At 67.9% G+C, this 26,547-nt stretch carries 24 protein-coding genes; 14 read left to right on the top strand and 10 right to left on the bottom strand.

The features are described from left to right. Positions 1-2 precede the first annotated feature (2 nt). The 4 genes from SL003B_RS17880 to SL003B_RS17865 all read right to left on the bottom strand — a co-directional run bounded on the left by SL003B_RS17880 (position 3) and on the right by SL003B_RS17865 (position 3,943). A complete protein-coding gene (locus SL003B_RS17880; RefSeq protein WP_013654275.1) occupies positions 3-1,031 on the bottom strand; it encodes a branched-chain amino acid ABC transporter permease in 1,029 nt (342 codons plus the stop codon). Next, complete coding sequence (locus SL003B_RS17875; protein ID WP_013654274.1) at positions 1,028-1,753, bottom strand: ABC transporter ATP-binding protein; 726 nt, start codon at positions 1,751-1,753, stop codon at positions 1,028-1,030. The genes SL003B_RS17880 and SL003B_RS17875 overlap by 4 nt, the downstream gene beginning before the upstream one ends. Continuing rightward, positions 1,746-2,525: an ABC transporter ATP-binding protein gene (locus SL003B_RS17870; protein ID WP_013654273.1), complete on the bottom strand. Its 780-nt coding sequence runs from the start codon at positions 2,523-2,525 to the stop codon at positions 1,746-1,748. Before SL003B_RS17870 ends, SL003B_RS17875 begins: the two co-directional genes overlap by 8 nt. Positions 2,526-2,749: 224 nt before the next feature. Then, entirely contained in the window at positions 2,750-3,943 is a 1,194-nt protein-coding gene (locus tag SL003B_RS17865) for a substrate-binding domain-containing protein (RefSeq protein WP_013654272.1), read from the bottom strand. Between the two features lie 308 nt (positions 3,944-4,251). Between SL003B_RS17865 and SL003B_RS17860 the strand changes: the two genes are divergently transcribed. Next, positions 4,252-4,596 (top strand): BA14K family protein, encoded by a 345-nt coding sequence (locus SL003B_RS17860; protein WP_013654271.1) that lies wholly within the window; start codon positions 4,252-4,254, stop codon positions 4,594-4,596. A gap of 40 nt (positions 4,597-4,636) precedes the next feature. Here SL003B_RS17860 and SL003B_RS17855 read toward each other — a convergent pair whose 3' ends face one another. Both SL003B_RS17855 and SL003B_RS17850 read right to left on the bottom strand, forming a co-directional pair. Beyond that, complete coding sequence (locus tag SL003B_RS17855) at positions 4,637-5,167, bottom strand: YaiI/YqxD family protein (protein ID WP_041375624.1); 531 nt, start codon at positions 5,165-5,167, stop codon at positions 4,637-4,639. Continuing rightward, positions 5,164-6,411 carry a TIGR03862 family flavoprotein gene (locus SL003B_RS17850; RefSeq protein ID WP_013654269.1) on the bottom strand — a complete coding sequence of 416 codons (1,248 nt, stop codon included), beginning with the start codon at positions 6,409-6,411 and terminating at the stop codon, positions 5,164-5,166. The genes SL003B_RS17855 and SL003B_RS17850 overlap by 4 nt, the downstream gene beginning before the upstream one ends. 322 nt (positions 6,412-6,733) lie before the next feature. Between SL003B_RS17850 and SL003B_RS17845 the strand changes: the two genes are divergently transcribed. Beyond that, complete coding sequence (locus SL003B_RS17845; protein ID WP_013654268.1) at positions 6,734-7,930, top strand: HD domain-containing phosphohydrolase; 1,197 nt, start codon at positions 6,734-6,736, stop codon at positions 7,928-7,930. Between the two features lie 57 nt (positions 7,931-7,987). Here the strand turns inward: SL003B_RS17845 and SL003B_RS17840 are convergent, their stop codons facing one another. Beyond that, on the bottom strand, positions 7,988-8,773 hold the full coding sequence (locus SL003B_RS17840; RefSeq protein WP_013654267.1) for a glycosyltransferase family 2 protein: 786 nt from the start codon (positions 8,771-8,773) through the stop codon (positions 7,988-7,990). 634 nt (positions 8,774-9,407) lie between these two features. Here SL003B_RS17840 and SL003B_RS17835 point away from each other — a divergent pair. The 9 genes from SL003B_RS17835 (at position 9,408) to SL003B_RS17795 (ending at position 18,573) form a co-directional block, all read left to right on the top strand. Continuing rightward, positions 9,408-10,574, top strand: coding sequence for an acetyl-CoA acetyltransferase (locus SL003B_RS17835; protein ID WP_013654266.1), 1,167 nt, complete (start codon positions 9,408-9,410; stop codon positions 10,572-10,574). A gap of 173 nt (positions 10,575-10,747) precedes the next feature. After that, positions 10,748-12,193, top strand: coding sequence for a siroheme synthase CysG (gene cysG / locus SL003B_RS17830; protein ID WP_013654265.1), 1,446 nt, complete (start codon positions 10,748-10,750; stop codon positions 12,191-12,193). Positions 12,194-12,203: 10 nt separating this feature from the next. Next, positions 12,204-12,503, top strand: a complete 300-nt coding sequence (locus SL003B_RS17825; RefSeq protein ID WP_013654264.1) for a DUF2849 domain-containing protein — start codon at positions 12,204-12,206, stop codon at positions 12,501-12,503. 48 nt (positions 12,504-12,551) lie between these two features. Beyond that, positions 12,552-14,210 (top strand): nitrite/sulfite reductase, encoded by a 1,659-nt coding sequence (locus SL003B_RS17820; RefSeq protein WP_013654263.1) that lies wholly within the window; start codon positions 12,552-12,554, stop codon positions 14,208-14,210. Beyond that, complete coding sequence (locus SL003B_RS17815) at positions 14,197-14,958, top strand: phosphoadenylyl-sulfate reductase (RefSeq protein ID WP_013654262.1); 762 nt, start codon at positions 14,197-14,199, stop codon at positions 14,956-14,958. The genes SL003B_RS17820 and SL003B_RS17815 overlap by 14 nt, the downstream gene beginning before the upstream one ends. A gap of 121 nt (positions 14,959-15,079) precedes the next feature. Continuing rightward, positions 15,080-15,646, top strand: a complete 567-nt coding sequence (locus SL003B_RS17810; protein ID WP_013654261.1) for a DUF934 domain-containing protein — start codon at positions 15,080-15,082, stop codon at positions 15,644-15,646. A gap of 65 nt (positions 15,647-15,711) precedes the next feature. After that, complete coding sequence (locus tag SL003B_RS17805) at positions 15,712-16,347, top strand: NUDIX domain-containing protein (protein ID WP_013654260.1); 636 nt, start codon at positions 15,712-15,714, stop codon at positions 16,345-16,347. A 57-nt stretch (positions 16,348-16,404) separates the two neighbouring features. Next, positions 16,405-17,028 (top strand): NUDIX domain-containing protein, encoded by a 624-nt coding sequence (locus SL003B_RS17800; protein WP_013654259.1) that lies wholly within the window; start codon positions 16,405-16,407, stop codon positions 17,026-17,028. A 69-nt stretch (positions 17,029-17,097) separates the two neighbouring features. Next, a complete protein-coding gene (locus tag SL003B_RS17795) occupies positions 17,098-18,573 on the top strand; it encodes an aldehyde dehydrogenase family protein (RefSeq protein WP_013654258.1) in 1,476 nt (491 codons plus the stop codon). Between the two features lie 115 nt (positions 18,574-18,688). On the opposite strand, the gene SL003B_RS17790 is transcribed toward SL003B_RS17795, so the two are convergent. The 3 genes from SL003B_RS17790 to SL003B_RS17780 all read right to left on the bottom strand — a co-directional run bounded on the left by SL003B_RS17790 (position 18,689) and on the right by SL003B_RS17780 (position 22,439). Further along, positions 18,689-20,080, bottom strand: coding sequence for an aspartate aminotransferase family protein (locus tag SL003B_RS17790; RefSeq protein WP_013654257.1), 1,392 nt, complete (start codon positions 20,078-20,080; stop codon positions 18,689-18,691). 74 nt (positions 20,081-20,154) lie between these two features. Continuing rightward, the gene (locus SL003B_RS17785; RefSeq protein WP_013654256.1) at positions 20,155-21,549 is read right to left on the bottom strand and encodes a glutamine synthetase family protein; all 1,395 of its coding nucleotides are present in this window, start codon (positions 21,547-21,549) and stop codon (positions 20,155-20,157) included. 200 nt (positions 21,550-21,749) lie between these two features. Continuing rightward, entirely contained in the window at positions 21,750-22,439 is a 690-nt protein-coding gene (locus SL003B_RS17780) for a GntR family transcriptional regulator (RefSeq protein WP_013654255.1), read from the bottom strand. A 178-nt stretch (positions 22,440-22,617) separates the two neighbouring features. Between SL003B_RS17780 and SL003B_RS17775 the strand changes: the two genes are divergently transcribed. From SL003B_RS17775 to SL003B_RS17765, 3 genes are all read left to right on the top strand, one after another. Beyond that, entirely contained in the window at positions 22,618-24,003 is a 1,386-nt protein-coding gene (locus tag SL003B_RS17775) for a glutamine synthetase family protein (RefSeq protein WP_013654254.1), read from the top strand. A gap of 189 nt (positions 24,004-24,192) precedes the next feature. Beyond that, positions 24,193-25,281 (top strand): polyamine ABC transporter substrate-binding protein, encoded by a 1,089-nt coding sequence (locus tag SL003B_RS17770; protein WP_013654253.1) that lies wholly within the window; start codon positions 24,193-24,195, stop codon positions 25,279-25,281. 82 nt (positions 25,282-25,363) lie between these two features. Further along, positions 25,364-26,515 (top strand): ABC transporter ATP-binding protein, encoded by a 1,152-nt coding sequence (locus SL003B_RS17765; protein WP_013654252.1) that lies wholly within the window; start codon positions 25,364-25,366, stop codon positions 26,513-26,515. The last annotated feature ends 32 nt before the right edge of the window (positions 26,516-26,547 follow it).

The raw sequence follows: 26,547 nt of genomic DNA, 5'->3' as shown, positions 1-26,547 counted from the left end.
CCTCACTTCGCCTTGACCACGGGATAGAGCCCCTGCGGTCGCCACATCAGGATCGCGACCATCAGCGCGATGGTCGACACCAGCGCCACCTTGGGCGCCACGAAGGCCGTGTAGTTGGACAGCAGGCCGACCAGCAGGGCGCCGATGAAGCAGCCTTCCACCGAGCCGAGGCCGCCGATGATGACGACGATGAACACCAGCACCATGATCTCCGAGCCCATGTGCGCGGTGATCGTCTCCTGGTAGAGTCCCCACATGACGCCGCCGAGGCCGGCCAGCGCCGAGCCGGCCATGAACACCAGAAGGAACAGCCGCCGGATCCGGTAGCCGAGGGCCTCGACCATCTCGCCGTTCTCCACGCCGGCGCGCACCAGCAGGCCGATCTTGGTCGAGCGCAGGATGTGGCGCATGGCGAGGAACAGGCCGAGCCCGATGGCCACTGCCAGCAGCCGGTACTTCTCGATCGCCGCCTCGCCGAGCACGATCGAGCCGCGCAGGCTCTCGGGCCGGGCGAGGTGGATGGCGTCGGGCCCCCAGATCACGTGGATCATCTGCTGCGCGATGATCAGGCCGCCCATGGTGACCAGGATCTGCTTCAGGTGCTGGCCGTAGACCGGCATCACGATCACCCGCTCGAAGGCGTAGCCCATCGCCCCGGTCGCCGCCATCGAGGCGATAATGGCGATGAACACCGCGCCGAGATTGACCATGAAGCGCGGGTCCGCCGTCCAGCCGGCCAGCCAGCCGAGCACCGTGAAGCCGACGAAGGCGCCGACCGAGATGAAGGCGCCGTGGCCGAAGTTGATGACGTCCATCAGGCCGAACACGATCGTCAGCCCGGATGCCATGATGAAGATCATCAGGCCCATGGCGAGGCCGGCGACGGTCAGCGTCAGCCAGGTCGACGGATTGCCGACGGCGAGGAAGCCGGCGAGCGCCAGTGCCGGCACCAGTGCCAGCGGCACCGCGGCGCCCAGCCGGTCGGACAGCGGGCGGCGCTCGAGGCGCGGGCGGATTGCGGTGTCGCTCATTGATGCGCCTCCAGGCTCAGACCCATCAGCTTCTCCTGCAGGGCGGCGTCGGCGGCCAGCGCCGCCATTCCGCCCCGGTGCACGATCCGGCCGTCGTCCATCACCGCCACGTCGTCGCCGATGCTCGACGCCATGGCGAAGTTCTGCTCGACCAGCAGGATCGTGGTGTCGGTTTCCTTCAGCTGTCGCAGGGCGTCCGTCATCGACTTGATGATCGCCGGTGCGAGGCCCTTGGTCGGCTCGTCGATCAGGATCAGCACGCGCGGCTCGATGATCGCGCGCGACACCGCCAGCATCTGCTTCTGCCCGCCCGACAGCGTGCCGGCCGAGGAGGTCCAGAACGTGCGTATCGGCGGGAACAGGTCCTGCACCCAGTCGAGGCGCTGCTTGTCGATCGGCCCGGACGCGGCCGCCAGCGTCATGTTCTCGGCCACCGTCAGGTCGGTGAAGATGCCCATGGTCTCCGGTACGTAGGCGATGCCCGCGCGTGCGATCGCCGGCGTCTCCAGCGCGGTGATGTCGCGGCCCTGGAAGCGGATCGAGCCCTTGCTCGCCGTCCATAACCCCATGATCGTGCGCAGCGTCGTGGTCTTGCCGGCGCCGTTGCGGCCGAGCAGCACCGACACGCCGCCGGTGGGGACCGCAAGATCCACGCCCTGCAGGATGTGGTAGGGCCCGATGTGGGTGTGCACCCCTTCGAGGCTCAGCAGCGGTTCAGCCATGCGTGGTCTCCTCCGGCGTGCGGCCGAGGTAGGCTTCCTGGACGATCGGCGAGTTGATCACTGCGGCCGGCTCGCCGTCGGCGACCAGGGCGCCGTTGTGCAGCACGATGATCCGGTCGGCCAGCGAGCGGATGACGTCCATCTTGTGCTCGACCAGCAGGATGGTGCGGTCGAAATCCCGCTTCAACTGCCGGATCAGGTCCAGGATCACCGGCACCTCGTCGACGCTCATGCCCGCCGTCGGCTCGTCGAACATCAGCACCTGCGGTCCGAGCGCGATCAGCAGCGCCACCTCCAGCTTGCGCTGGTCGCCGTGCGGCAGCACGCTGACCTTTTGGTCGGCGACGTCGAGCAGCCGCACCTCGGCCAGCACGTGCTCGGCCCGCTCGATCAGCTCGATGTGGCTGTCCGCCATGGAGAACAGGTCGAAGCCCTTGCGCGCCTTGGCCTGCGCGACCAGGCGCACGTTCTCGCGCACGCTCAGCGAGGGGAACAGGTTGGTCAACTGGAACGCCCGACCGATGCCGCGGTCCGTGCGCTCCGCCACCGAGGTCCGCGTCACGTCCTCGCCGTTCAGGAACACCCGCCCGTCGGTCGGCCGCAGCTGCCCCGAGATCAGGTTGAAATAGGTCGTCTTGCCGGCCCCGTTCGGACCGACGATGGCGGTCAGCGTGCCGCGCGCGAAGGCGCAGCTGACGTGATCCACGGCGACATGGCCGCCGAAGCGGATGCTCAGGTCGCGGGTCTCCAGGATGGGATGTTCGCTCGCCACTGGTCGTTCCGTATCGAATGGGCCGTGTCGAAGGGTCTTGTCATGGCATCGCGCGCCATGCCCGCGAGGGTCGAGCCGGTTCCCGCCCCGTCCCGGTCCGCTCCGCGCGGGGAGCCGTCGGGTCGCGGCGGCGGGAGAAATTCGCGCGGGCGCCGTGGACGGGACGGCGGCAGGGGAGCGCCGCCCCGTGCGGATCGGATGCCCCGGTCCGAGCAGGCCCTACCTTACTGCTTCGTCTTGATCGGGATCGTCATGTCCTCGATCTTGAGCTCGCGGACGAGTTCCGGGACGCCCCAATCCACCTCCGGATCGACCCGGATCTTGAAGTGGTACATCGACTGCAGTGCCTGATGGTCCTCGGGACGGAACACCATCTTGCCCTTCGGCGTCTCGAATTCCATGCCTTCCATCGCCGCGATCAGGGCGTCGGTGTCGGTCGAGCCGGCCTTCCGGATCGCTTCGACGATCGCGATGCCCGCGCTCATGCCGCCGGCGGTGAAGAAGTCGGGCGGCGAATTGTGGCGCTTCTTGTGTTCGCTCACCAGCCAATCGTTGATCGGGTTCTGCGGGATCTCGTAATAATAGTAGGTCGCCCCTTCCATGCCCGGCAGGGCCTTGTAGGCCTGCATGGCGGCCAGGATGTTGCCGCCGCTGGCGATCTCGATGCCGAAGCGCTCCGGCTCCATCGCCTTGATCTTGCCGATCGGGTTGTTGGCGCCGGCCCAGATGACGAACAGGAACTTGCGGCCCGGCTTGTCTTTCAGCGCGTCGAAGATGCGCTGCGCCGAGGCAGTGAAATCCTGCGCGTCGGTTGGCGCGTATTCCTCGAAGGCGAGCGTGGCGCCGGTGTCCTTCAGCGCGTCGCGAAAGGCCGCGACGCCGTCGCGGCCGAAGGCATAGTCCTGCGCCAGTGTGGCGATGGTGACGCCCTGTGCGCCCAGCGCCACCGCGTTGGCGATCGCGTCCTGCGACGAGTTGCGCCCGGTGCGGAAGATGTAGCGGTTCCAGTTCTCGCCGGTGATGCTGTCAGCCACCGCCGGCTCGACCAGCAGGATCCGGCCGTATTCCTCCGCCACCGGCAGCATGGCCAGCGCCACGCCCGACGACACCGGTCCGACCGCGATATGCGCGTCGTCGTCGCCATAGGCCTCCGCCAGCGCCGCCTTGCCGATGTCGGGCTTGAGCTGGGTGTCCTTCTCGATCACTACGATCTTGCGGCCGTCGATCTCCATCGTGCCGCCGGTGGCGTATTCCAGGCCCATCATCAGGCCGATGTGCGACTGCTTGGCATAGGCCTCCAGCGCGCCGGTCTTGCCATAGACATGGGCGATCCGGATGTCCTCAGCCGAAGCGGCGCCGGCAAGACCGACGAAACAGGCGAGGCTCGCCGCGGCGAGCCGTCTCGAAACTGGCATCATTGACTTCGTCCTCCCGACTGCCGGCCGATCGCGCCGAGGGGGCGCGTCCGCGCTCCCGGGTGGCTGGCGCGCGGCCGGACTGCCAACATATGAAACCTGAATCAGGATTCATGTCAAATGACAGTTTCGCTTTTTTCGCGTCGTTTCCGGCGTTGCCCTCCGCGCCGCGTCGTGCCGGCCAAAGTGGCCATTGCGTGACGGCGGTCACATCGCCCGGGCGCCGGTTCGCCTAGGGTGCTTGCATGGAATGACGGACCGTCCATCCGCAACCGGGCGCAAGCAAACCCTGCAGAGAAGGAACCGAAGCGATGTTGAACACAGTCACCAGGACCGCCGCCGCTGCCGCTCTGACCGCCGGCGTGCTGATCTCCGCCGGCGCCGGCGATGCCCAGGCCGGTCACCGCCATCATCACTGGGGGACCGGTGCCGCCGTCGCCGGCGGGCTCGTCGCCGGCGCGCTGATCGGCTCGGCCCTGACCGCTCCGCGCTACTATGCGCCGGCGCCGGCCTATCCGGCTCCTAGGCCGGTCTACTACCGTCCCGCGCCCTGGACATCCGAATGGTACAGCTACTGCTCGTCGCGCTATCGGTCGTTCAACCCGCGCACCGGCTACTTCGTGTCTTATTCCGGTCGCCATGTCTTCTGCCGCTGACGGCAGGCGCCGTGGCCGGTTTCGGAAAGCCCCCGGCGGGTCAGCCCTCCGGGGGCTTTCCCGTGCCCGGGTTCGTGCCCGGGTTCGTGCCCGGGTTCGTGCTTGGCCCAGGTGCCGGCGGGGCTTGGCGCCTGGCGGCGCGCAGCGTCGTCTCCAGCGTGCCGAGGAACTTCGATCGGTCGGCACGGGTGAAGGCGGGGCCGCCCTCGCGGATCGCGCCGGCTTCGCGCAGCCGCGTTTTCAGATCGCGCATGGCCAGAGCCATGCCGATGCCGTCCTCGCGGAACGGCTTGCCGGTCGGGCCGACCACAAGCGCCCCGGCCTTGACGCAGCGTGCGGCCAGCGGCACGTCGGCGGTCACCACGACGTCGCCCCGGCCGACCCGCTCTGCAATCCAGTCGTCGGCGGCGTCCGGCCCGTCGGAGACGATCACCCGCGTGACGAATTCGCTTTCCGGCAACCGCATCCAGCTGTTGCTGACGAAATGGATCGGCACCTTGTGCCGCTCGCCGACGCGCACGGCCTCGTCCTTCACCGGGCAGGCGTCGGCGTCGACATAGAGCACGGTCATCGCGCGCCCCTTTCCGCCCAACCTTGTTTCCGGTGCGCGAGAAAGCCGGCGATGCCCTCGGCGGCCGCCCGCCCCGTGGCGAAACAGGCCTGCAGGAGGTAGCCGCCGGTCGGCGCTTCCCAGTCCAGCATCTCGCCGGCGACGAACACGCCCGGCAGCTTCCTCAGCATGAACTGCGCGTCGATCTCGTCGAGCGCGACGCCGCCGGCCGAAGAGATCGCCCGCTCGATCGGCGCCGCGCCGACGAGGCGCAGCGTGACGCCCTTGATCCGGTCCGCGAGTGCGGCAGGATCGTCCGGGACCGGTCCGGCTTCGCGCAGCAGCGCCACCTCGACCGGGTTCAACCCCGCCGCCTTGCGCAGGAAGGTCGATAGCGACTGCTTGCCCCGCGGTCTGGCGAGCCGCGCGGTCAGCGCCTCCGGGGCCAGGTCCGGCCTGAGGTCGAGGACCAGCCGGGCTTCGCCCTCGGCCTGAAGCGTCCGCCTGAGTGGCGCCGACAAGGCATAGACCGCGCCGCCCTCGATCCCCGCCTCCGTCACCACGGCCTCGCCCCTGATGCGCTCTCCGTCGTGGCTGGCCGCCAGCCGCTTCAGCGGCGTCCCGGCGAACCGCTCTCGGAACACCCGGCTCCAGCCGACCGCAAAGCCGCAGTTCGACGGCACGAACGGACGCACGCAGACGCCCCGCGCCTGCAGCGCCGGCGCCCAGTCGCCGGTCGCCCCGAGTCGGGGCCAACTGGCGCCGCCGAAGGCGAGCAACGTCGCGCGGGCGGCAACCAGCGTCTCCGCGCCATCCGCCGCGCGGAACCGGCTGCGCCCGTCGTCGGCAAAGCCGGCCCAGGTCTGCCGGGGGTGCAGCACGATGCCCCGCGACGCGAGACGCCCGAGCAGGGCGCGCAGGAGCGGTGACGTCTTCATCGCGACCGGAAACACCCGCCCGCTTGAGCCGACGAAGGTCTCCTGACCGAGCCCGGCGCACCAGGCCCGCAGCGCGTCGGGGTCGAAGGCGCGGATCGCCGGCTCGAGCGTCGGAGCCGCCTCGCGGTAGCGGCCGAGAAAGACGTCGAGGGGTTCGGAATGCGTCAGGTTGAGGCCGCCGCGCCCGGCCAGCAGGAACTTGCGGGCCGGCGACGGCATGCGGTCGCGGATCTCGACGGCGAGGCCGAGTTCCGACAACCTGTCGGCCGCGATCAGGCCGGCCGGTCCGGCGCCGGCAATGAGGACATCGGGCGTCGCCGCGGACATGACGTCTCCTTCGTTGGGACTCCTTCGCTCGAGGCGCCTGCATACCCCAAGCCGGGCTGTGTCGATAGGGTGGAGCCACGGTTCTCGCAGAGGCAGAACGGGCGTTCTGGAGAGCGAAACGGCAAGATTCTAATCAATTTTTACAGGGAGGGTCTGGCGGTGAATAAGTTTAACGATAGCAAATCCTGCCCGAAAATATTTTATTAGCACTTTGGGTTGTTAGATTCCTTGACGTCATGGAACGGCGCGTCGATTGATCCGGAACGCAGCCGTCGAGGAGGGGGGACAGGCATCCGCCGGTCTTCCGTCAGGGAGTGTCGCCATGCAGGAGGCTTTGCCGCAGATCCTGGTCGTCGACGACGACGTCAAGGTCCTGTCAGGGTTCCAGACCCTGCTCGGGAAGAAGTACCACATCCGCACCGAGCGCACGGCCGCCGGCGCGCTGGCCTGGCTGAAGCTCAATCCAATGGCCGCCGTGGTCGTCTCGTGCTTCAACATCCCGGACATGCCCGGTGGCGCCTTGCTGCGCGCTGTCCAGGAAGCGGCGCCCAACGCCGCCCGTATCCTGCTGTCCGATGCTCATTCGTCGGACGAGATCATGAAGGCCCTGAGCGCGGCCAACGTCTACCTGCATCTGCGCAAGCCGGTCGCCGTCGAGGAGGCCGAGATGGCCTTGCGCTCGGCCGTCGCCTACCACCGCCGCATCGTCAAGGAACGCAACCTGCTCGAGAAGACGCTGGCCGGCTCGGTGAAGCTGATGATCGAGATGCTGTCGCTGTTTCATGCGGACGCGTTCCGCAAGACGTCCGTGCTGCGCACCCAGGCCCTCAAGGTCGCCCGGGCCATGGACATGAAGAAGACCTGGGAACTTGAGATGGCGGTGATGCTGTCGCCGCTCGGCGAGGCGCTGCTGCCGCGAGAGATCCTCGCCCGCTACCGCTCGGCGAAGACCCTGACGGATCCCCAGCGCGAACTGCTCGCCCGCGCGCCGGAACAGAGCCGGGATCTGCTGAAGAACATTCCCCAGCTCGATAAGGTGGCGGATGTCCTCTACTATTCGGGCCGGGGTTACGACGGGTCCGGCTTCCCGGCGGACGGTCCTGTCGGCGCGGACATCCCGCTCAACTCGCGCATCCTGAAAATCTTGATCGACCTGTGGTACGCCAGCCCCGACACGGGGGTGGATCTGGCCGCCTTCGAGGCGCTGAACATCAACCGGCGCCAGTACGATCCCGCACTGCTCACCCTCGTGCGCGAATGCCTGCTCGAGGACGCCGAGGCCAGAGACAGGGAGCGGATCGTCGCCTGCCACATCCGGGCGCTCCACTCCGGCGACGTCCTGGTCGACGACATCCTCACCGAGGGGTCGCACGAACTCGTGCTGTCGCGCGGCCATCAACTGACACTGACCACCATCAAGCGGCTCGCCCAGTTCGACCGCATCTCCGGCCTGCGCCAGCCGATCCGCGTGCGCCGGCGGGAGGAGATTCCGGCCGAACGGGTCACCATACCGGCGTGAGGCGTGCCGCAGCCTCCGCAACGCCTGTTCTGACCACCCGTTCCGGGTCGTTCAGGGCTACCTTCGCGTGCGCTCGGCCAGGCGGGCCTCGTAGGCCTTGGCCACCCGCAGGAAGCGGGCATGGGCATAGTTGACCGCGAGGATCAGCCCCCACCAGCCGTAGCGCGCGTAGCGCCGGCCGACATAGGCCTTCAGGAACGCGAAGGGAAACTCGGTCAGCAGGCGCCAGCGCGGCAGTCCTCGGCCGCGCGCCCGCATGTCGGCGACCTGCATGTCGGAATAGCGGTTGTACTTGCCGACCTGGAAGGCGAGCGAGCGGATCGACCGGTGGGCGATGATGCCCTGCAGCGAAGCCACTCTGGCACCGGCGTCCGGCCGCACCGTGTCGTGCACGGTTGAGGCCGAGAAGCGGCCCTTGCGCCGGTCGTAAAGCCGTATCTGATGGTAGCCGTATGCCCAGGGCGCGGGGCCGGCCTCATGCGGATAGACGTCGCGGATCATGATCCGCCAGCAGTCGGCCTCCGTGTGGCGGCCAGTGGCGAAGAGGGTGCGGATCTCCGCCTCGAGGTCCGGCGTCACCGCCTCGTCAGCATCGAGGTTGAGCAGCCAGTCGTTGCGGCACTGATCCTCGCCGAAGCGCTTCTGCGGCCCGTAGCCGGGCCAGGCGTTTTCGACCGCGCGCGCGCCGCGGGACCGGGCGACTGTGACCGTGTCGTCGCTCGAGCCGCTGTCGATAACGATCACCTCGTCGACCCAGCCGGCGACGCTGTCGATCGCGCCCGCGATCCGGTCGGCCTCGTCGCGGGCGATGATGAAGGCGGATACCGGCAGTCTGTCGGCCATGGGGGTCCCGGATGCTTCTTTACCGCGGCCCAACGCACCGGCCGCGCCCGGGTGTTCTAGAGCATCGCGCGAAAAAGTGGGAACCGGTTTTTCGCTCCCCGGCGATGCGGGGGGAAAGCGCATCGCGCGAAAAAGTGGGAACCGGTTTTTCGCTCCCCGGCGATGCGGGGGGAAAGCGCATCGCGCGAAAAAGTGGGAACCGGTTTTTCGCTCCCCGGCGATGCGGGGAAACCGCCGCGAGGGTACGCCAGAAAAAAGTCGGACCGCCGCAGCGGCCCGACTGTCGGGGTAACCCCCCGAAAACACGCTCTGAAATGAATGCTTGCGGGAACGCGGACCTTATGCCCGGCCTCTGTGACATGCGTGTGAAATGGCGGTCGCGTCGGAACAAAGCGCGCGATCTGCGCGTCCCGGAGACTCCTCTTTTCGGCTAGGTTCAGCGTCATAACATATTGAAGAAAAAGAACGCTGAACTGAAGGATGACGTTAAAGTCAACATGGGGCTTGCGCCCGGCCGCAGTTGGTGGAACCATCCGCGGCCGGGAACCGCGAGCATCCGCGCCCCGTGCCGGGCACGGGCTCAGGGCACCGTCCGGATGCCCCTGGTGGCGGATCACATGACGAGGACAAGGCCATGACAGCAGCGATGGTGGGCTGGGCGCATCTGCCCTTCGGCAAGCATTCGGAAGAGACCGTCGAGAGCCTGATCGTCAAGGCGGCCGTCGACGCCATCCGCGACGCCGGCCTCGAGCCGTCGGACATCGACGAGATCCTGCTCGGCCATTTCAATGCCGGCTTCTCGCCCCAGGACTTCACCGCCTCGCTGGTGCTGCAGGCCGATCCGGCGCTGCGCTTCACGCCGGCGACGCGCGTCGAGAACGCCTGCGCCACCGGCTCGGCCGCCGTGCACCAGGGCGTGCGGGCGATTGCCACGGGCGCGGCCCGCTTCGTGCTCGTCGTCGGCGTCGAGCAGATGACCACGACGCCGGGGCCGGAGGTCGGCCGCAACCTGCTGCGCGCCTCCTATCTCAAGGAGGAGGGTGATATCCCGGCCGGCTTCGCCGGCGTCTTCGGCAAGATCGCCGACGCCTATTTCCAGCGCCACGGCGACCAGTCCGACGCGCTGGCGAAGATCGCCGCCAAGAACCACAGGAACGGCGTCAACAACCCCTATGCCCAGATGCGCAAGGATCTCGGTTACGAGTTCTGCCGTGCCGAGAGCGACAAGAATCCCTTCGTCGCCGGCCCGCTCAAGCGCACCGACTGCTCGCTGGTCTCCGACGGCGCCGCCGCGCTGGTGCTGACCGATCCGGCCACGGCGCTCGGCATGAGGAAGGCCGTCGCCTTCCGCGCGCTCGCCCATGTGCAGGATTTCCTGCCCATGTCCAAGCGCGACATCCTCAAGTTCGAGGGCTGCCAGCAGGCCTGGGGCAAGGCGCTCGGCACGGCACGTCTGTCGCTCGACGACCTGTCCTTCGTCGAGACCCACGACTGCTTCACCATCGCCGAGTTGATCGAATACGAGGCGATGGGCCTGACCAGGGAAGGCGAGGGCGCCCGCGCGATCCTCGAGGGCTGGACCGAGATGGACGGCAGGCTACCGGTCAATCCGTCCGGCGGCCTCAAGGCCAAGGGGCATCCGATCGGCGCCACCGGCGTCTCCATGCACGTCCTGACCGCCATGCAGCTGACCGGCGAGGCCGGCGGCATCCAGGTGAAGGACGCCGAGATCGGCGGCATCTTCAACATGGGTGGCGCCGCCGTCGCCAACTACGTCTCGATCCTGCAGGCGATGAAGTAGGGGACGCCCGGCCGGCGGAGGCCTGACGCCGTCCCGCCGACATCCTGCGGTCTTGGCAAGCGGCAGGAGCATTTTCTCCGGCTCCGGGCAACTTTGAAAAACGATGCCCGGCGCCCGGCGCCCGGCGCGGCTATCTCTAGGGGGTGATGCCATCGCCCCCGGAGTGCCGCCGCATGCCCGCCCGTGTCCCCGCCAGCCGATCCGCCCGGCTCGACGTCTTTCCCGCCTTCCACAAGGTCGCGGGCCGGCGCGTCGTGGTCGTCGGCGGCGGCGGCGAGGCGGCCGCCAAGGTCCGCCTCTTGGCCGAGACCAATGCCGTCGTCGAGGTCGTCGCCCCGCACATCGACGCGGAGCTTGCGGCCGCAGTCGAGGCGGCCGGCGCCGTCCATGTCGCCGAGGCGTTCCGCCCGGCCCATCTGACCGGCGCGGCCCTCGTGTTCTCCGCGCGCGAGGACGAGGCGCTCGACCGCGCTGTCGTCGACGCCGCGCGCATCTTCGGCGTTCCCGCCAACGCGGTCGACAAGCCGGATCTGTGCGACTTCTACACAGGCGCGCTGGTCAATCGGGCGCCGATCGCCGTCGCCGTCACCTCGACCGGTGCCGGCCCGGTGCTCGCCCGTCACATCCGCGCGCGCATCGAGGCGCTGCTGCCGCGCTCGACCGGCGATCTCGCCCGCCTCGCCGAGAGCTTCCGCGACGCCGCGGCGCGGCTCCTCCCGGACGCCGCCGCCCGCCGCCGCTTCTGGGCCCGCTTCTTTTCCGGCCCGGTCGCCGACACCCTCCATGCCGGCCGTGCGGATCTGGCCCGGGCCGAGGCGCAGCGGCTGCTGAACTCCGCTGTCGACGGCACCGGCTTCGTCTGGCTGGTCGGCGCCGGTCCCGGTGCCGAGGACCTGCTCACCCTGCGTGCCCAGCGGCTGCTGCAGGAGGCCGACGTCATCGTCCACGATGCGCTGGTGCCGCAGGCCGTGGTCGCCATGGGCCGGCGCGACGCCCGCCGCATCGCCGTCGGCAAGCGCAAGGGCGCCCATTCGGTCGCCCAGGCCGACATCGACGCCCTGCTCGTCGCTCTGGCGCGCGACGGCCATCGCGTCGTCCGCCTCAAGGCCGGCGATCCGCTTGTCTTCGGCCGCGCCGGCGAGGAAATGGCCGCCCTGCGCAAGGCCGGCATCTGCTTCGAGGTCGTGCCCGGCGTCACCGCCGCCCTGGCCGCCGCCGCCTCGGCCGGTATCCCGCTCACGCTGCGCGGCGTCGCCTCCACGCTGGTCTTCGCGACCGGCCACGACGCCGACGGCGCCACGCTGCCCGGCTGGGCCGGCCTGGCGCTCGCCGGCGCCACCGTTGCCGTCTACATGGGCCGCACCGTTGCCGGCGCGGTGTCGCGACGCCTGGTCGAGGCCGGTCTTGCCGCCTCCACCCCGGTCGCCGTGGTCGAGAACGCGGCCCGGCCGGACGAGCGCCTGTTCGTGGGAACCTTGGACGCGTTGGCCGCCCTCGCGGATCGCCCCGACGTCACGGGTCCGGTGCTCATCGTCGTCGGCGACGCCGTCGCCCATGCGTCCCTGCAGGGCGCCGCACCGATCGCCGTGCGCCCCATCCGTCAATCCGTGGCAGCCTGAGGAGAGGGCCATGAAAGTCGTCACCGCCAACCGACTGATCGACGGTGAAGTCGTCTGGCAGGCCGAGGACGGCGCCTGGGTCGAACGGCTCGACCTCGCTCGCGTCCTGGGCACGAAGGAGGCGGTCGCCGAGGCCATGGCGCTGGCCGCCCGCTCGGTCGCCGACCAGGTCGTCGTCGAGCCCTACGAGGTCGAGGTGCGCCGCGACGGCGAGCGCATCGTGCCCGAGCGCCTGCGCGAGGCGATTCGCGCCGCCGGCCCGACCACCCATCCCGAGTTCGGCAAGGAGGCGCGCCTCGCGCCGGTCTGATCCGCGCGTCCCGCCCGCACCGCCGCCGCCATCCAGGAGACATCCCGCATGTACCGCTACGACGAATTCGACCGCGGCTTCGTCAGCCAGCGCACCGAACAGTTCCGCGACCAGGTGCGCCGCCGCCTCGCCGGCGAGCTGACAGAGGACGAGTTCAAGCCGCTGCGGCTGATGAATGGCCTGTACCTGCAGCTTCATGCCTACATGCTGCGGGTGGCCATTCCCTACGGCACGCTCGACTCCCGCCAGATGCGCAAGCTCGCCCACATCGCGCGCACCTACGACCGCGGCTACGGCCATTTCACCACGCGCCAGAACATCCAGTTCAACTGGCCGAGCCTCGCCGACACGCCGGCGATCCTGGAGGAACTGGCCGAGGTCGAGATGCATGCCATCCAGACATCCGGCAACTGCATCCGCAACGTCACGGCCGACCATTTTGCCGGCGCTGCCGCCGACGAGATCGCCGACCCGCGTCCCTATGCCGAGATCCTGCGCCAGTGGTCCTCGCTGCACCCGGAATTCTCGTTCCTGCCGCGCAAGTTCAAGATCGCTATCACGGGCGCCCCGCACGACCGGGCGGCGGTCCAGGTGCACGACATTGGGCTTCAGGTCGTCCGCGACGAGGTCGGCGCGATCGGCTTTTCCGTCTTCGTCGGCGGTGGCCTCGGGCGCACGCCGATGATCGGCCGAAAGGTGCGCGACTTCCTGCCCGAGGCGGACCTCTTGGCCTATTCGGAGGCGATCCTGCGCGTCTACAACCGCTACGGCCGGCGCGACAACAAGTACAAGGCGCGCATCAAGATCCTCGTCCACGAAACCGGGCTCGACGATCTCAGGGCCGACATCGAGTCCGAGTTCGAGAAGATCCGCCATGGCGTGCTGCGTCTGCCGGAGGAGGAGGTGCGCCGCATCGAGGCCTATTTCGCGCCTCCGCCGCTGGAGGTGCTGCCCGCCACGGACGCCGCCGTCGAGGCGCGCCGGGTCGCCGATCCCGCCTTCGCCCGCTTCGTCGAGCACAACCTCAACCCGCATCGCGTGCCCGGCCACGTCAGCGTCACCATCTCGATGAAACCGATCGGCGGCATCCCTGGCGACGCCACGGCCGATCAGATGGACGTCATCGCTGCCATCGCAGAAGCCTTCGCCCATGACGAGATCCGCATCAGCCACGAGCAGAACGTCATCCTGCCCCATGTCGCGCTCAAGGACCTGCCGGCAGTCTTCGACCGGCTGGTGGCCGCCGGCATGGCCGAGGGCAATGCCGGTCTGGTCACCGACATCATCTCCTGCCCGGGCATGGACTACTGCGCGCTTGCCACCGCACGGTCGATCCCGGTCGCGCAGCGCATTTCCGAGCGCTTCGGCGCGCCCGAGCGCCAGGGGGACATCGGCGGACTGAAGATCAAGATTTCCGGCTGCATCAACGCCTGCGGCCATCATCACGTCGGCCATATCGGCATCCTCGGCCTGGAGAAGAAGGGCGAGGAATTCTACCAGATCACGCTCGGCGGCTCGGCCGACGAGCGTTCGTCGATCGGCGAGATCGTGGGCCGCGGCTTTTCCTCGGAGGAGGTCGTCGACGCGGTCGAGACCCTGGTCGACACCTATCTCGGCCTGAGGAAGGGCAGGGAGGAAACATTCCTGGAGACTTACCGCAGGCTGGGCGACGCACCCTTCAAGGAGGCCCTTTATGGCGCTGGCTGACATCGCCAATGCCGCGCTGGATCCCGAACTCGCCCTCGGGGCCGAGGCCCGTGCACTCGCCGCCCGCTACGGCGAGGCGCCTGCCGAGGACATTCTCAGGGCCGCGATCCGCGAGCAGTACCGTGGCGAAATCGCGATGGTTTCGAGCTTCGGCGCGGATTCCGCCGTGCTGCTGCACATGGTCGCGCGCATCGATCGGACGACGCCGGTCCTGTTCATCGATACCGGCAAGCTGTTTCCGGAAACGCTTCGCTATCGCGATCGGATCGTGGCGCAGTTGGGCCTCGCCGACATCCGGTCCCTGGGGCCGGATCCGCAGGATCTTGCCGCATCCGATCCGGGCGGCATGCTGTGGATGAGCGACACCGACCGCTGCTGTCACGTCCGCAAGGTGTTGCCGCTCGATCGTGCGCTGAAGGGATTCGCTGCCTGGATTTCCGGCCGCAAGCGCTTCCAGGGAGGCGTCCGGGCGGCTCTGCCGGTGTTTGAAGCCGAGGACGGCCGCATCAAGGTCAATCCGCTTGCCGGCTGGAGCGCCGGCGAGATCCTGGCCTATGCCCGCAGCCATGACCTGCCGCCGCATCCGCTGGTCGCTCAGGGCTACCCGTCGATCGGTTGCCTGCCGTGTACGGACAAGGTCCGCCCGGGAGAGGATGCGCGCGCCGGACGCTGGCGCGGCCAGGCCAAGACCGAGTGCGGCATTCACCTGACGACCCACGGCCGGGAGATCGACGGCAGCGGAATCTGATCCGCCGGTGCGGGCGGCCGCGTCCGCCTTGCTCCCGGAAGCCACCTGGATACGACATGACGGACGGAAGGAAATGGGCCGAGGCCGCTCTTTCCGTCCTGGACAAGGGATGCGAGACACGATGAACGAGACGACCCACCTGCCGGATGCGGCGCTGCGCAGGATCTACGCCAACGGAACCTTCACGCAGGAAGTCTGGACGGCGGTCGAGGGCGATGGCCCGCTTGCGCCCGAGGGCGGCCTGCTCGTCGCCTTCGCCCGGTTCCTCGAGGCCCCGCATGCTTTCGCCGGCCTCGACCGCCGCGTAGGCGTGCTGATCGGGCCGGCCGACGACGTCGCCCGCCTTGCCGGCCATCTCGCCGGGCTGGACCTCGTCGTGGTGGATTTCCCGAAATTCAGCGACGGCCGCGGCTTCTCCTCCGCCCGCATCCTGCGTGAGCAGCTCGGCTACGTCGGCGACATCCGCGCCGCCGGCGCCTACATTCTCGACCAGATGCCGCTCCTGCGCCGCTGCGGCGTGACCAGCTTCGAGATCGTCAAGCCGGAGATCGAGAAGGCGCTTGCGGTCGGCCACTGGCCGGAGGTCACCCGCTACCTGCAGCCGGTCGGCACGGTCGCCGAGCGGCCCGCCGGCACCCGCCCCTGGGCCCGCCTGCCGGCCTCCGCCGTGCCCGAGGCCGCGGAGTAGGAGCGCCGCGCTCTTGATTTCCCGCCATGTCCGGCCATAGTGCTGCGGCGCAACAGGAGGCGGTCATGAGCGACGAAATTGCAGCGGACCCCGTGCCGGACGACATCGCCATCCTGTCTCGGACGCGCGTGCACGACGGCCTGTGCAGCGTCGAGGCCGTGCGCCTGTCGCAGCAGCGCCGGGACGGCGCGGTCCAGGAAGTCCGCCGCGAGGTAGTCCGCTACGGCGGCGACGTGGTTGCCGTTCTGCCGGTCGATCGCGCCCGCCGCACCGTGCTGCTGTGCCGCCAACTGCGCGTGCCCATGCTGCTCGAGCAGGGCGATCCGTTTCCCTGGGAGGTCTGCGCCGGCCGGCGCGAGGCCGGCGAGGAGGCGCTCGCCTGCGCCTGGCGGGAACTGGACGAGGAACTCGGTCTCGTCCCGCGCACCCTTGGCCATGTCGGTGTCGCCTATACCAGTCCCGGCATCCTCGCCAACCGGGCCGACCTCTATCTCGCCGATTATACCGAGGCAGACCGCCGTTCCCACGGCGGCGGCGTCGCGGGCGAGGGTGAGGACATCGAGGTGGTCGAACTGACCTGCGCGGCGCTGGCCGGCCTGCTTGCCGCCGGCGCCCTGCGCGACGCAAAGACGCTGATCCTGGTCCAGCACCTCATGCTCACCGCTCCGGCGCTGTTCCGGCAGGCTTCCGGCACTCCTTAGCAGTCTTTCAGGACACTCTCAGGACACTCTCAGGACACTCTCGGGACGACACCAACGATGACCCCTTCCGATCCCGCAGACGCCTTCCCCGCTCCTGGCCACGCCATGGAAATCCGCGGCCGCAAGCGCCTATACGACGGATTCTGCAAGGTAGATATGCTCGATATCCGCTATCTCGGCCTGGACGGCAGGCCGCGCGAGATGCACCGAGAGGTGCATCATTTCGGCGACGCGGTCGCTGTCCTGCCCGTCGACCGCGCCCGCCGCACCGCCCTGCTTGTCCGACAGTTGCGGGTACCGGTCGAGGCGGTTCACGGCGCCGGTTATCTCCTGGAGGCCTGTGCCGGCGTGGTCGATCCCGGCGAGGACGAGGAGACGGCCGCCGCCCGCGAGATGGAGGAGGAGACCGGCGTTGCGCCGACGGCGCTGCGCCGCGTCTGTTCGATCTTTTCCAGTCCCGGCATCCTCGGCGAGAAGAATACCCTGTTCCTCGCCGGTTACCACGACGGCGGTCGCGTGCATGCCGGCGGTGGCATCGCGGAGGAGGGCGAAGACATTGAGGTCGTTGAGCTTTCCTGCGCCGATCTGGCGCGGATGGTGCGCTCCGGCGAGGTCTGCGACGCCAAGACAGTCGTGCTTGTGCAACACCTGATGCTGACCGAGCCGGATCTGTTCGCCTGACCGGACGGGCCCGATTGCGGCCGTCCCGCCGTTTCGCTACGGTCGGAACGACGTCAAGGGAGGGTCTGCATGAGCGAGAAGTCCGCGACCGGTACGGGCGCAATCCTGCATCTCGACGCCGTCATCGACGGCAGCTTGTCCCCGGCTGCGGCCGGACGTCGCCTGGACGTGTTGTCCCCGTCCGACGGCGCGCTCATCGCCACACTGCCGCGCTGCGACGCCGCCGACGTCGGCCGCGCCGTCTCCGCCGCCCGCCGCGGCTTCGAGGCCGGGCCGTGGGCGCGCATGACCGCAGCCGAACGCGGTCGTCTGCTTTCCCGTCTCTCCAATTTAGTGTCTGAAAAAATTGATGAATTGGCGGATCTGGAATGCCGCGACACCGGCAAGCCGCTGCGCCAGGGCCGCGCCGATATCGCCGCGCTCGCCCGCTATTTCGAGTTCTACGGCGGCGCCGCCGACAAGGTCATGGGCGACACCATCCCCACCGCGGACGGCTTCCTCGCCCTCACCCTGCGCGAACCCCACGGCGTCGTCGGCGGCATCATTCCCTGGAACTACCCGGCCCAGATCATGGGCCGCGTCGTCGGCGGTGCGCTCGCCATGGGCAACACCGTGGTGCTCAAGCCTGCCGAGGACGCCTGCCTGTCGGTCGTCCGCGTCGCCGCACTGGCGCTCGAGGCCGGCTTTCCGGCCGGTGTTCTCAACGTGGTCACCGGCTACGGCGACGAGGCCGGCGCGGCGCTTGCCAATCACCCGGGGCTCGATTTCCTCACCTTCACCGGTTCGCCCGCGGTCGGCACGCTGATCCAGGCCGCGGCGGCCCGCAACCACATCGGCTGCACCCTGGAACTCGGCGGGAAATCCCCGCAGATCCTGTTTCAGGACGCCGATCTCGACGCGGCTGTCCCCGTCGTCGTCAACGCCATCATCCAGAACTGCGGCCAGACCTGCTCGGCCGGAAGTCGGGTGCTCGTCCAGCAGACGATCTGGGACGAGGTCGTCGAGATCCTCCGCGCCCGCATCCGCGCCCTGGTCGCAGGCCCCCACCATCTCGACCTCGATCTCGGCCCGCTGATCAGCGCCGCGCAGGTCGCCCGGGTCAGGTCCTTCGTCGACCGTGCTGCCGCCGACGGCATCCCGCTGATCGCCGAAGGCGCCATTGCGCCCGACTGCCCGGCTGGAGGGTGCTACACCCCGGCGCGTCTCTATGGTCCGGTCCCGCCGGCGCATCCGCTGGCGCGCGAGGAGGTCTTCGGTCCGGTGCTGTCGATGATCCCGTTCCGCGACGAGGACGAAGCGGTCGACCTCGCCAACGCCACCGATTTCGGCCTCGTTGCCGGCGTGTGGACCCGCGACGGTCAGCGCGGCCTGCGCATGGCGCGCCGGATCCGCGCCGGCCAGGTGTTCGTCAACGCCTATGGCGCCGGCGGCGGCATCGAACTACCGTTCGGCGGCTTCAAGAAGTCCGGCCATGGCCGCGAGAAGGGTTTCGAGGCGCTGTACGAGTTCTCCGCGACCAAGACCGTGGTTCTCAGGCACGGTTGACGGGCGTTCTCAGGCACCTGAACGAAAAGGGGAAATGCGGCCGAGCCGCCGGCGGGAGGGCAAGGCCGCTCCGGCCGATGGCGACGGCTTCATCGGCCCGGCCCGAGGATGCAGGTCACACCTTCCCTTGGCGCTTCAGTTCGGCATGGGTGTCGTCGAGGGTCTTCCTGGCCAGTGCGACGAGCTGGTCGGCCTCGTCGTGGGAAAGCACCAGCGGCGGCGAGATGATCATGCTGTCGCGCACGGCGCGCATGACCAGACCGTTCCTGAACGAGATGTCGCGGCACAGCGTGCCGACCGTGCCGGTGTTGTCGAAGGCCTTCCTGCGGTTGCCCTTTTCGGGCACCAGTTCGAGCGCGCCGACAAGCCCGGTCATGCGCGCCTCGCCGACCAGCGGATGCTCGCCGAGCGCCTTCCAGCGCGCCTGCAGATATGGGCCGATGTCGTCGGCGACCCGTTCGACCAGCTTCTCCCGCTCCATGATGTCGAGATTGGCGAGGGCGGCGGCACAGCAGGCCGGATGACCGGAATAGGTGTAGCCGTGGTAGAACTCGCCCGGCATGTCGACCAGCGCCGACGCTACCTTGTCGGAAATGAGCAGGCCGCCGATCGGCAGGTAGCCGGACGACAGGCCCTTGGCGATCGGCATCAGGTCGGGTTCGAGGCCGAAATACTGCGAGCCGAACCAGGTGCCGAGCCGCCCGAAGCCGCAGATCACCTCGTCGGCGACGAACAGGATGTCGCGCTCGGAAAGGATGCGCCTGACCTCCGGCCAGTAGCTTTCGGGCGGAATGATCACGCCGCCCGCGCCCTGGATCGGCTCGGCGATGAACGCCGCGACCTTGTCCTCGCCGATGCGATCGATTGCCTTTTCCAGTTCCTGCGCAGCCCAGATGCCGAACTCGTCCGGGCTCATGTCGCCGCCTTCGCCGAACCAGTAGGGCTGGGCGATGTGGGTGACGCCGGGCACCGGCAGGTCGCCTTGGCCGTGCATGGCCTTCATGCCGCCGAGGCTGGTACCGGCCAGCGTCGAGCCGTGATAGCCGTTCCAGCGGCCGATGATGACCTTCTTCTCCGGCTTGCCCATCTGGTCCCAGTAGTAGCGCACCAGACGGAACACCGTGTCGTTCGCCTCCGATCCCGAGGAGCAGAAGAACACCCGGTTGAACTGCGGCGGCGACAGCTTGGCCAGCCTCTCCGCAAGCGCGATCACCGGCGGGTGGGTCGTCTTGAAGAAGGTGTTGTAGTAGGACAGGTCACTCATCTGCCGGTGCACGGCGTCGGCGATTTCCTGGCGTCCGTGGCCGACCTGCGAGCACCACAGGCCGGCCATGCCGTCCATGATCCGGTTGCCGTCGGAATCGGTCAGCCACACGCCTTCGGCATGGGTGATGATGCGGCTGCCTTCCGCGTTCAGCATCTTCGTGTCGGTGAACGGATGGATGTGATGCGCGGCATCGAGCGCACGCAGGGCGGCGGTCGGATAGATGTTCGAAACGGCCGTCATGGCGGGATACTCCGTTCAATGGCCGACCCTGCCGCGACATGGGCGCGCCGGTCGTGTCCGTGTGGGAAGAGGGGTCAGACGTTGAGCAGCAGGTACTCGCGTTCCCAGGGGCTGATTACCGCCATGAAGGTCTCGAACTCTTCCTGCTTGATCGCCCGGTAGGTGGCAACGAACTTCTCGCCGAACACCTCGACGAGTTCCTCGCATTCCTCGAACAGGGCGACCGCCTCCAGTAGGCCGCGCGGCAGCGAGCGCTGGATGTCGCTCGCATAGCCGGTGCGCGGTTCGTCGGGCTGCAGCTTGCCGTCGATGCCGAGATAGCCGCAGGCGAGCGAGGCGGCGATGGCGAGATAGGGATTGGCGTCGGATCCGGGCACCCGGTTCTCCAGCCGCCGCGCGTTCGGCTTCGAATAGGGCACGCGCAGGCCGACGGTGCGGTTGTCGTAGCCCCAGAACACGTTCGTCGGCGACGTCGTGTTGCGCGAGAAGCGCCGGTAGGAGTTCACATAGGGCGCCATGATGCAGGTCACGTGCGGCAGGTACTGCTGGTGGCCGGCGATGAAGGACAGGAATTCGGGCGTCGCCTCGCCGTCCTCGTTGGAGAAGATGTTGCGTCCGCTGTCCATGTCCGTCAGCGACTGGTGGATGTGCATGGCCGAGCCCGGCTGGTTCGACATCGGCTTGGCCATGAACGTGGCATACATCTCGTGGCGCAGCGCCGCCTCGCGGATCGTGCGCTTGAACAGGAACACCTGGTCGGCCAGTTCCAACGGGTGGCCGTGGCGCAAGTTGATCTCCATCTGCGCCGCGCCCTCCTCGTGGATCAGCGTGTCGATTTCCAGTCCCTGCTTTTCCGACAGGTCGTAGATGTCGTCGATCAGGTCGTCGAACTCGTTCAGCGCGGAAATCGAATAGGACTGGCGGCCGACCTCGGGACGTCCGGAGCGGCCCGTCGGCGGTTCCAGCGGATAGTCGGGGTCGGTGTTTGGCCGCACCAGGTAGAACTCGATCTCGGGCGCGACCACCGGCTGCCAGCCCTTGTCCTCGTAGAGCTGAAGGACGCGCTTGAGCACGTTGCGTGGCGCCGTCTCGACGGGAATGCCGTCGCGGGTGTAGGCGTCGTGGATGAGCTGCGCGGTCGGGTCGGTCTCCCAAGGCACGGTCGTCAGAGTCGAATAGTCGGGCTTGAAGTAGAGGTCGCCGTCTGTCGGATTGTGCTGGAAGCGGTCATCGTCCTCGGGATAATCGCCGGAAATGGTCTGGGCGAAGATCGACGACGGCATGGTCATCAGCGGTCCGGAAAAGAACTTTTCCGTCGGCATCATCTTGCCGCGTGCAACACCCGCAAGGTCGGGCGCGATGCACTCGATGTCCTCGATGCCTCGTTCGGTCAGCCAGACGCGCGCCTCTTCCAGATCGGCAACGCCGCGCAGGCTCGCCAGGGTCGGGGCTTTTTTCTTCTTGGTCACGCTGGGCTCCAGGCTTGCGGGTCGGCGGGCGAGGCAGTTGCCCCTCCGAGGCGCTGCACGCAGGGATCGGAAGCCGTCTGACCGTCGTCGGGCGGTCACCGTCTGCCGGCCGAGGCCGCCGACTTGTTCGAATTGTGCGATTTTGTGATCACATATGATGCAAGTCAATCGCTTTCTTGGCGCTTTCCTGGCGTGCGCGCTCAGGCGTCGACCAGACCGTTCCGGCCGATGATGCCCATGCCCTCGCGGATGTCTGCGGCGATCGCTTCCGCCAGCGCCGGCGCATCCTGATCGCGGATCGCGCGGATCGCCTCCTTGTGCCAGTCGATCAGATTGGCGGTGCCGACCCGGCCGTAGACCGTCCGCATGTAGGGGGCGAACTGCAGCCACAGGCTTTCGGTCAGGGGCAGCAGCACTTCCGATCCGGAGGCCCCGTAGATGTGGAAGTGGAACTGGTAGTTCTGCCGCATGTAGTCCTCGGCATCGCCGCTCGCGATGCTGGCGTCGATCGCAAGGTCGAGCCGTTCGAGGTCGCGCGCATCCGCTCGGGACAGGTTCCCGAGCGCCATGACCGCCAGTTCCGGTTCCAGCAGAAGGCGCCCCTTGAGGATTTCGTCGAACCGTGCCCGGGTCATTTCCGGTACCTGTACGCGGCCGTTGGGGCGCACGTTGAGCGCGTTTTCCGCCGCCAGCCGCTGGATCACCTCGCGCACGGGCATGGGGCTGACGCCCAGTTCCAGCGCGAGGCCGCGCAGCGTCACCGCCTTGCCGGGAATGAACCGTCCGGTCAGCAGCGCGCGCCGCACGCTCTGCTCGACGTGATCGCGCGCGAGGTGGCGGATCGGCTGCTCGCCCGGTCGGGCGTCATTTGCGCCGGTGCGGGTTCCCAACGCTGGCCTCCTTCTTGCGACTTTCCTGAAACGGTTCCCGGATGTCCGTCCGGCACGTTCCTTGACAGCTCCGATGATACGTGATCACATTTTCCAAGCGTTCGCAATCATTCAACGTGCTCCGCCGGCTTGCTCCTTCCGGGATTTGCGGGGCGGCAACCGGCAAGGAGACTCCATCATGGTGACAGCCCCTCGGCAGGCCTGGGAGAGACCGTCGGAGGAGGGCTGGGAAGACGAACTGGACCGTTTTCTCGCCGATCATCCCGACATCGACACGCTGGAAGTGATCCTGCCCGACACCAACGGCGTGCTGCGCGGCAAGTGGCTACCCGGCGCCGCGATCCGCAAGGTGTTCAAGGAGGGGGTAGCGCTGCCATTCGCCCTGTTCGGCCTCGACGTCTGGGGGCGCGAGGTCGAGCAGACCGGTCTGCACATCGAGACCGGCGACATGGACGGCGTCTGCTGGCCGATTGCACGCACTCTGAAGCTGGTGCCCTGGGCCGAGCGCAAGACCGCCCAGGTCCTCATGTCCATGTACGACCGGGCGGGCGTGCCATTCCTGATCGATCCGCGCCACGTGCTCGCCCGCATGACCGACCGCGCCGCTGGGCGCGGCGTCACCGCGACCGCCGCCTTCGAACTCGAGTTCTACCTGTTCGAGGAAAGCGAGGACGACTGGAGCGGGCCGCCCAAGCCGCTGTTTTCCACCCATCTCGGCCCGGCGCGGCAGAACATGTACGCTCTGTCCGATCTCGAATCGCTGATGCCGCTGGTCGACGACATCCGCCGCGGCGCCGACATTCAGGGCATTCCGGCCGACGCGGCGGTGTCGGAGGCTGCGCCCGGCCAGTTCGAGCTCAACCTGCATCATCGCCGCGACCCGCTGCTGGCCGCCGACGATGCGGTGCTGCTGCGCCGTCTGGTCGCCGGCGTCGCGCGCAAGCACAATCTCAAGGCCTCCTTCATGGCCAAGCCCTTCGCAGAATGGCCGGGCAACGGCATGCATGTCCATGTCTCGCTGGAGGACGGCAGCGGCAACATCTTCGCCGATCCGCAGGCCGGCGAACGGCGTCTGGAGCACGCCATAGCCGGCCTGCTCGACACCATGCCGGAATCGCTGCTGCTCTACATCTCGACCTTCAACGGCTTCCGCCGCATGCAGCCGGGTTCCTATGCTCCGACGTCGATCTGCTGGGGTCATGACAACCGCTCCGTCGCCCTGCGCGTGCCGGCGAGCCGCGCCGAGGCCTCGCGCATCGAACACCGCATCGCCGGCGCCGACGCCAATCCCTATCTGGTTCTGACCGGCGTGCTCGCGGGCATGCTCGAGGGACTGGAGGCGGGACGCGAGCCGCCGCCGCCGGTGGAGGGCAACGCCTATGAGAAGACCCACAAGCGGCTGACGCCCTGGATGGACGAAGCGATTGATGCCTTTGAGGAATCCTCCCGCATGAAGGAGGCTGTCGGCGCCCATATGCACAAGGTGCTGACCGACATCAAGCGGGAGGAACTGAACGCCTTCGGCCGCGAGATCTCGTCGCTGGAGCGGCAGACCTATCTCTAGCGAGGGTTAAAAACGACCGGTGCCCGAAAAATCGGCAGAACACCGGCAGGGAACAGTTGAGCGAGCCCCGTTTCGCTTCTAGGCTTCGGGGCAAGGGACCGGCCCGCGTCGCCCGACAGACCCGTTGCAGCGGGCAGGGCATGCGGACCGGCAACAGGGAACCATCAGTCTGGAGTGGAGCAAGGTATCATGTTGAAAGCCATTCTTTCCGGCGTCGCGGCGCTCGCCCTTGCCGGCGGCGCGGCCAGCGCTCAGGAACGCGTCGTCAACGTCTACAACTGGTCGGACTATATCGACGAGTCGATCCTTGAAGACTTCACCAAGGAGACCGGCATCAGGGTCGTGTACGACGTCTTCGACAGCAACGAGATCCTGGAGACCAAGCTGCTCGCCGGCGGCACCGGCTATGACATCGTGGTGCCGACGGGCACCTTCCTCGGCCGCCAGATCCAGGCCGGCGTGTTCCAGAAGCTCGACAAGTCCAAGCTGCCGAACCTGGTCCACATGTGGGACGACATCGAGGCCCGGCTGCAGAAATACGACCCTGGAAACGAATACGCCATCAACTACATGTGGGGCACCACCGGCATTGGCTATAATGTCGAGAAGATCACGGCGATCATGCCCGACGCGCCGGTCGGCAGCTGGGACATGGTGTTCAACAAGGACATCGTGTCGAAGTTCGCCGAATGCGGCATCTTTGTGCTCGACACGCCCGAGGAGATGATTCCGGCGGCGCTCAACTACCTCGGCCTCGACCCCGATTCCAATGAAACGGGCGACATCGAGAAGGCCGGAGAGTTGCTCCTGTCCATCCGGCCCCATATCCGCAAGTTCCACTCGTCCGAATACATCAACGCGCTCGCCAACGGCGACATCTGCCTCGCCGTCGGCTGGTCGGGCGACATCCTCCAGGCCCGCGACCGCGCCGCGGAGGCCGGCAACAACGTCACCGTCGAATACGTTATTCCAAAGGAAGGCGCGCTGATGTGGTTCGACAACATGGCGATCCCGGCGGACGCCAGGAACGTCGCCGAGGCGCATGAGTTCCTGAACTACATCATGCGTCCCGAGGTGGCCGCCAAGGCGTCGAACTACATCTTCTACGCCAACGGCAACAAGGACAGCCAGCAGTTCGTCGACAAGGAAGTGCTGGAGGACACGGCGATCTATCCGGACGAGGAGACGGTCAAGAAGCTCTACACGGTGACCACCAAGCCGCCGCAGGTCAACCGCGTGCAGAACCGCGTCTGGACCAAGGTCAAGAGCGGACAGTAACGGCCAGGAATCCGGTGGCCCGCCGCCTCGTCAAGAGGCCGGCGGGCCGTCTCGGGGCGTCTTCAGGCGAGGGGCGAGGGACTTGGCCAAGAAACCGATCGGACCCGTGCGGCGGGCGTTTGCACCCTGGGAGAATCCGCAGGCCGTTCCGTACATCGAATTCCGGAACGTCACCAAGCGTTTCGGCGACTTCACTGCAGTCGACAACCTCAGCCTGAAGATCTACGAGCGCGAGTTCTTCGCCCTTCTCGGCGGGTCCGGTTGCGGCAAGACCACGATGATGCGCATGCTGGCCGGCTTCGAGACGCCGACCGAGGGCGAGATCTTCCTCGACGGGCAGAACCTCGCCGGCGTTCCGCCGCATCGCCGGCCGGTCAACATGATGTTCCAGTCCTATGCCCTGTTTCCGCATATGACCGTCGAAGGCAACATCGCCTTCGGTCTGAAGCAGGACAGGATGCCGAAGGGCGAGATCGATGCTCGCGTCCAGGAGATGCTGAAGCTGGTCAAGCTCGAGGCCTTCGCCAAGCGCAAGCCGCACCAGTTGTCCGGTGGCCAGCGCCAGCGGGTCGCGCTGGCCCGCTCGCTCGCCAAGCGACCGAAGGTGCTGCTCCTCGACGAGCCGCTCGGTGCCCTGGACCGCAAGCTGCGCGAGGAGACCCAGTTCGAGCTGACCGACCTGCAGGCCGACCTGGGCATGACCTTCCTGATCGTCACCCACGATCAGGAGGAAGCAATGACCGTTGCCGATCGGATCGCGGTCATGGATGCGGGGCGGATCGTCCAGGTCGCGACACCCGCCGAAATCTACGAGACACCGAACTCGCGCTTCGTCGCCGACTTCATCGGCGACATCAACCTGATCGAGGCAACGGTGGCCGAGCGCGGCCCGGGCTACACGCGGCTTCTGGCCGTCGCCGGTGGCTTCCCGATCGAGACCGACCAGGAGACCGACGCGGCCGTCGGCGCCACCGTCTGGTATGCCATGCGGCCGGAAAAGGTCCGCATCGCCCACGGCACGCCCGACCCCGGATGCGCCAATGCCGTCGGCGCCACGGTCTGGGACATCGCCTATCTCGGCGACGTGTCTATCTACCATGCCCGCGTCGGCGACGCCGTGACCCTGCGCTCGACCGTGGCCAATGTCACCCGCCTCGTCGAACGGCCGATTTCCTGGGACGATCAGGTTGTGCTGTCCTGGGAGCGCGGCGCCGGGGTCATACTCACCAGCTAGCGGCACGCCGCCGGACGCCGGCGCAGGCAGGA

The organism is Polymorphum gilvum SL003B-26A1 (genome assembly GCF_000192745.1).
Classification (GTDB): Bacteria; Pseudomonadota; Alphaproteobacteria; order Rhizobiales; family Stappiaceae; genus Polymorphum; species Polymorphum gilvum.
This window is presented reverse-complemented; position numbering and strand designations above follow the sequence as displayed.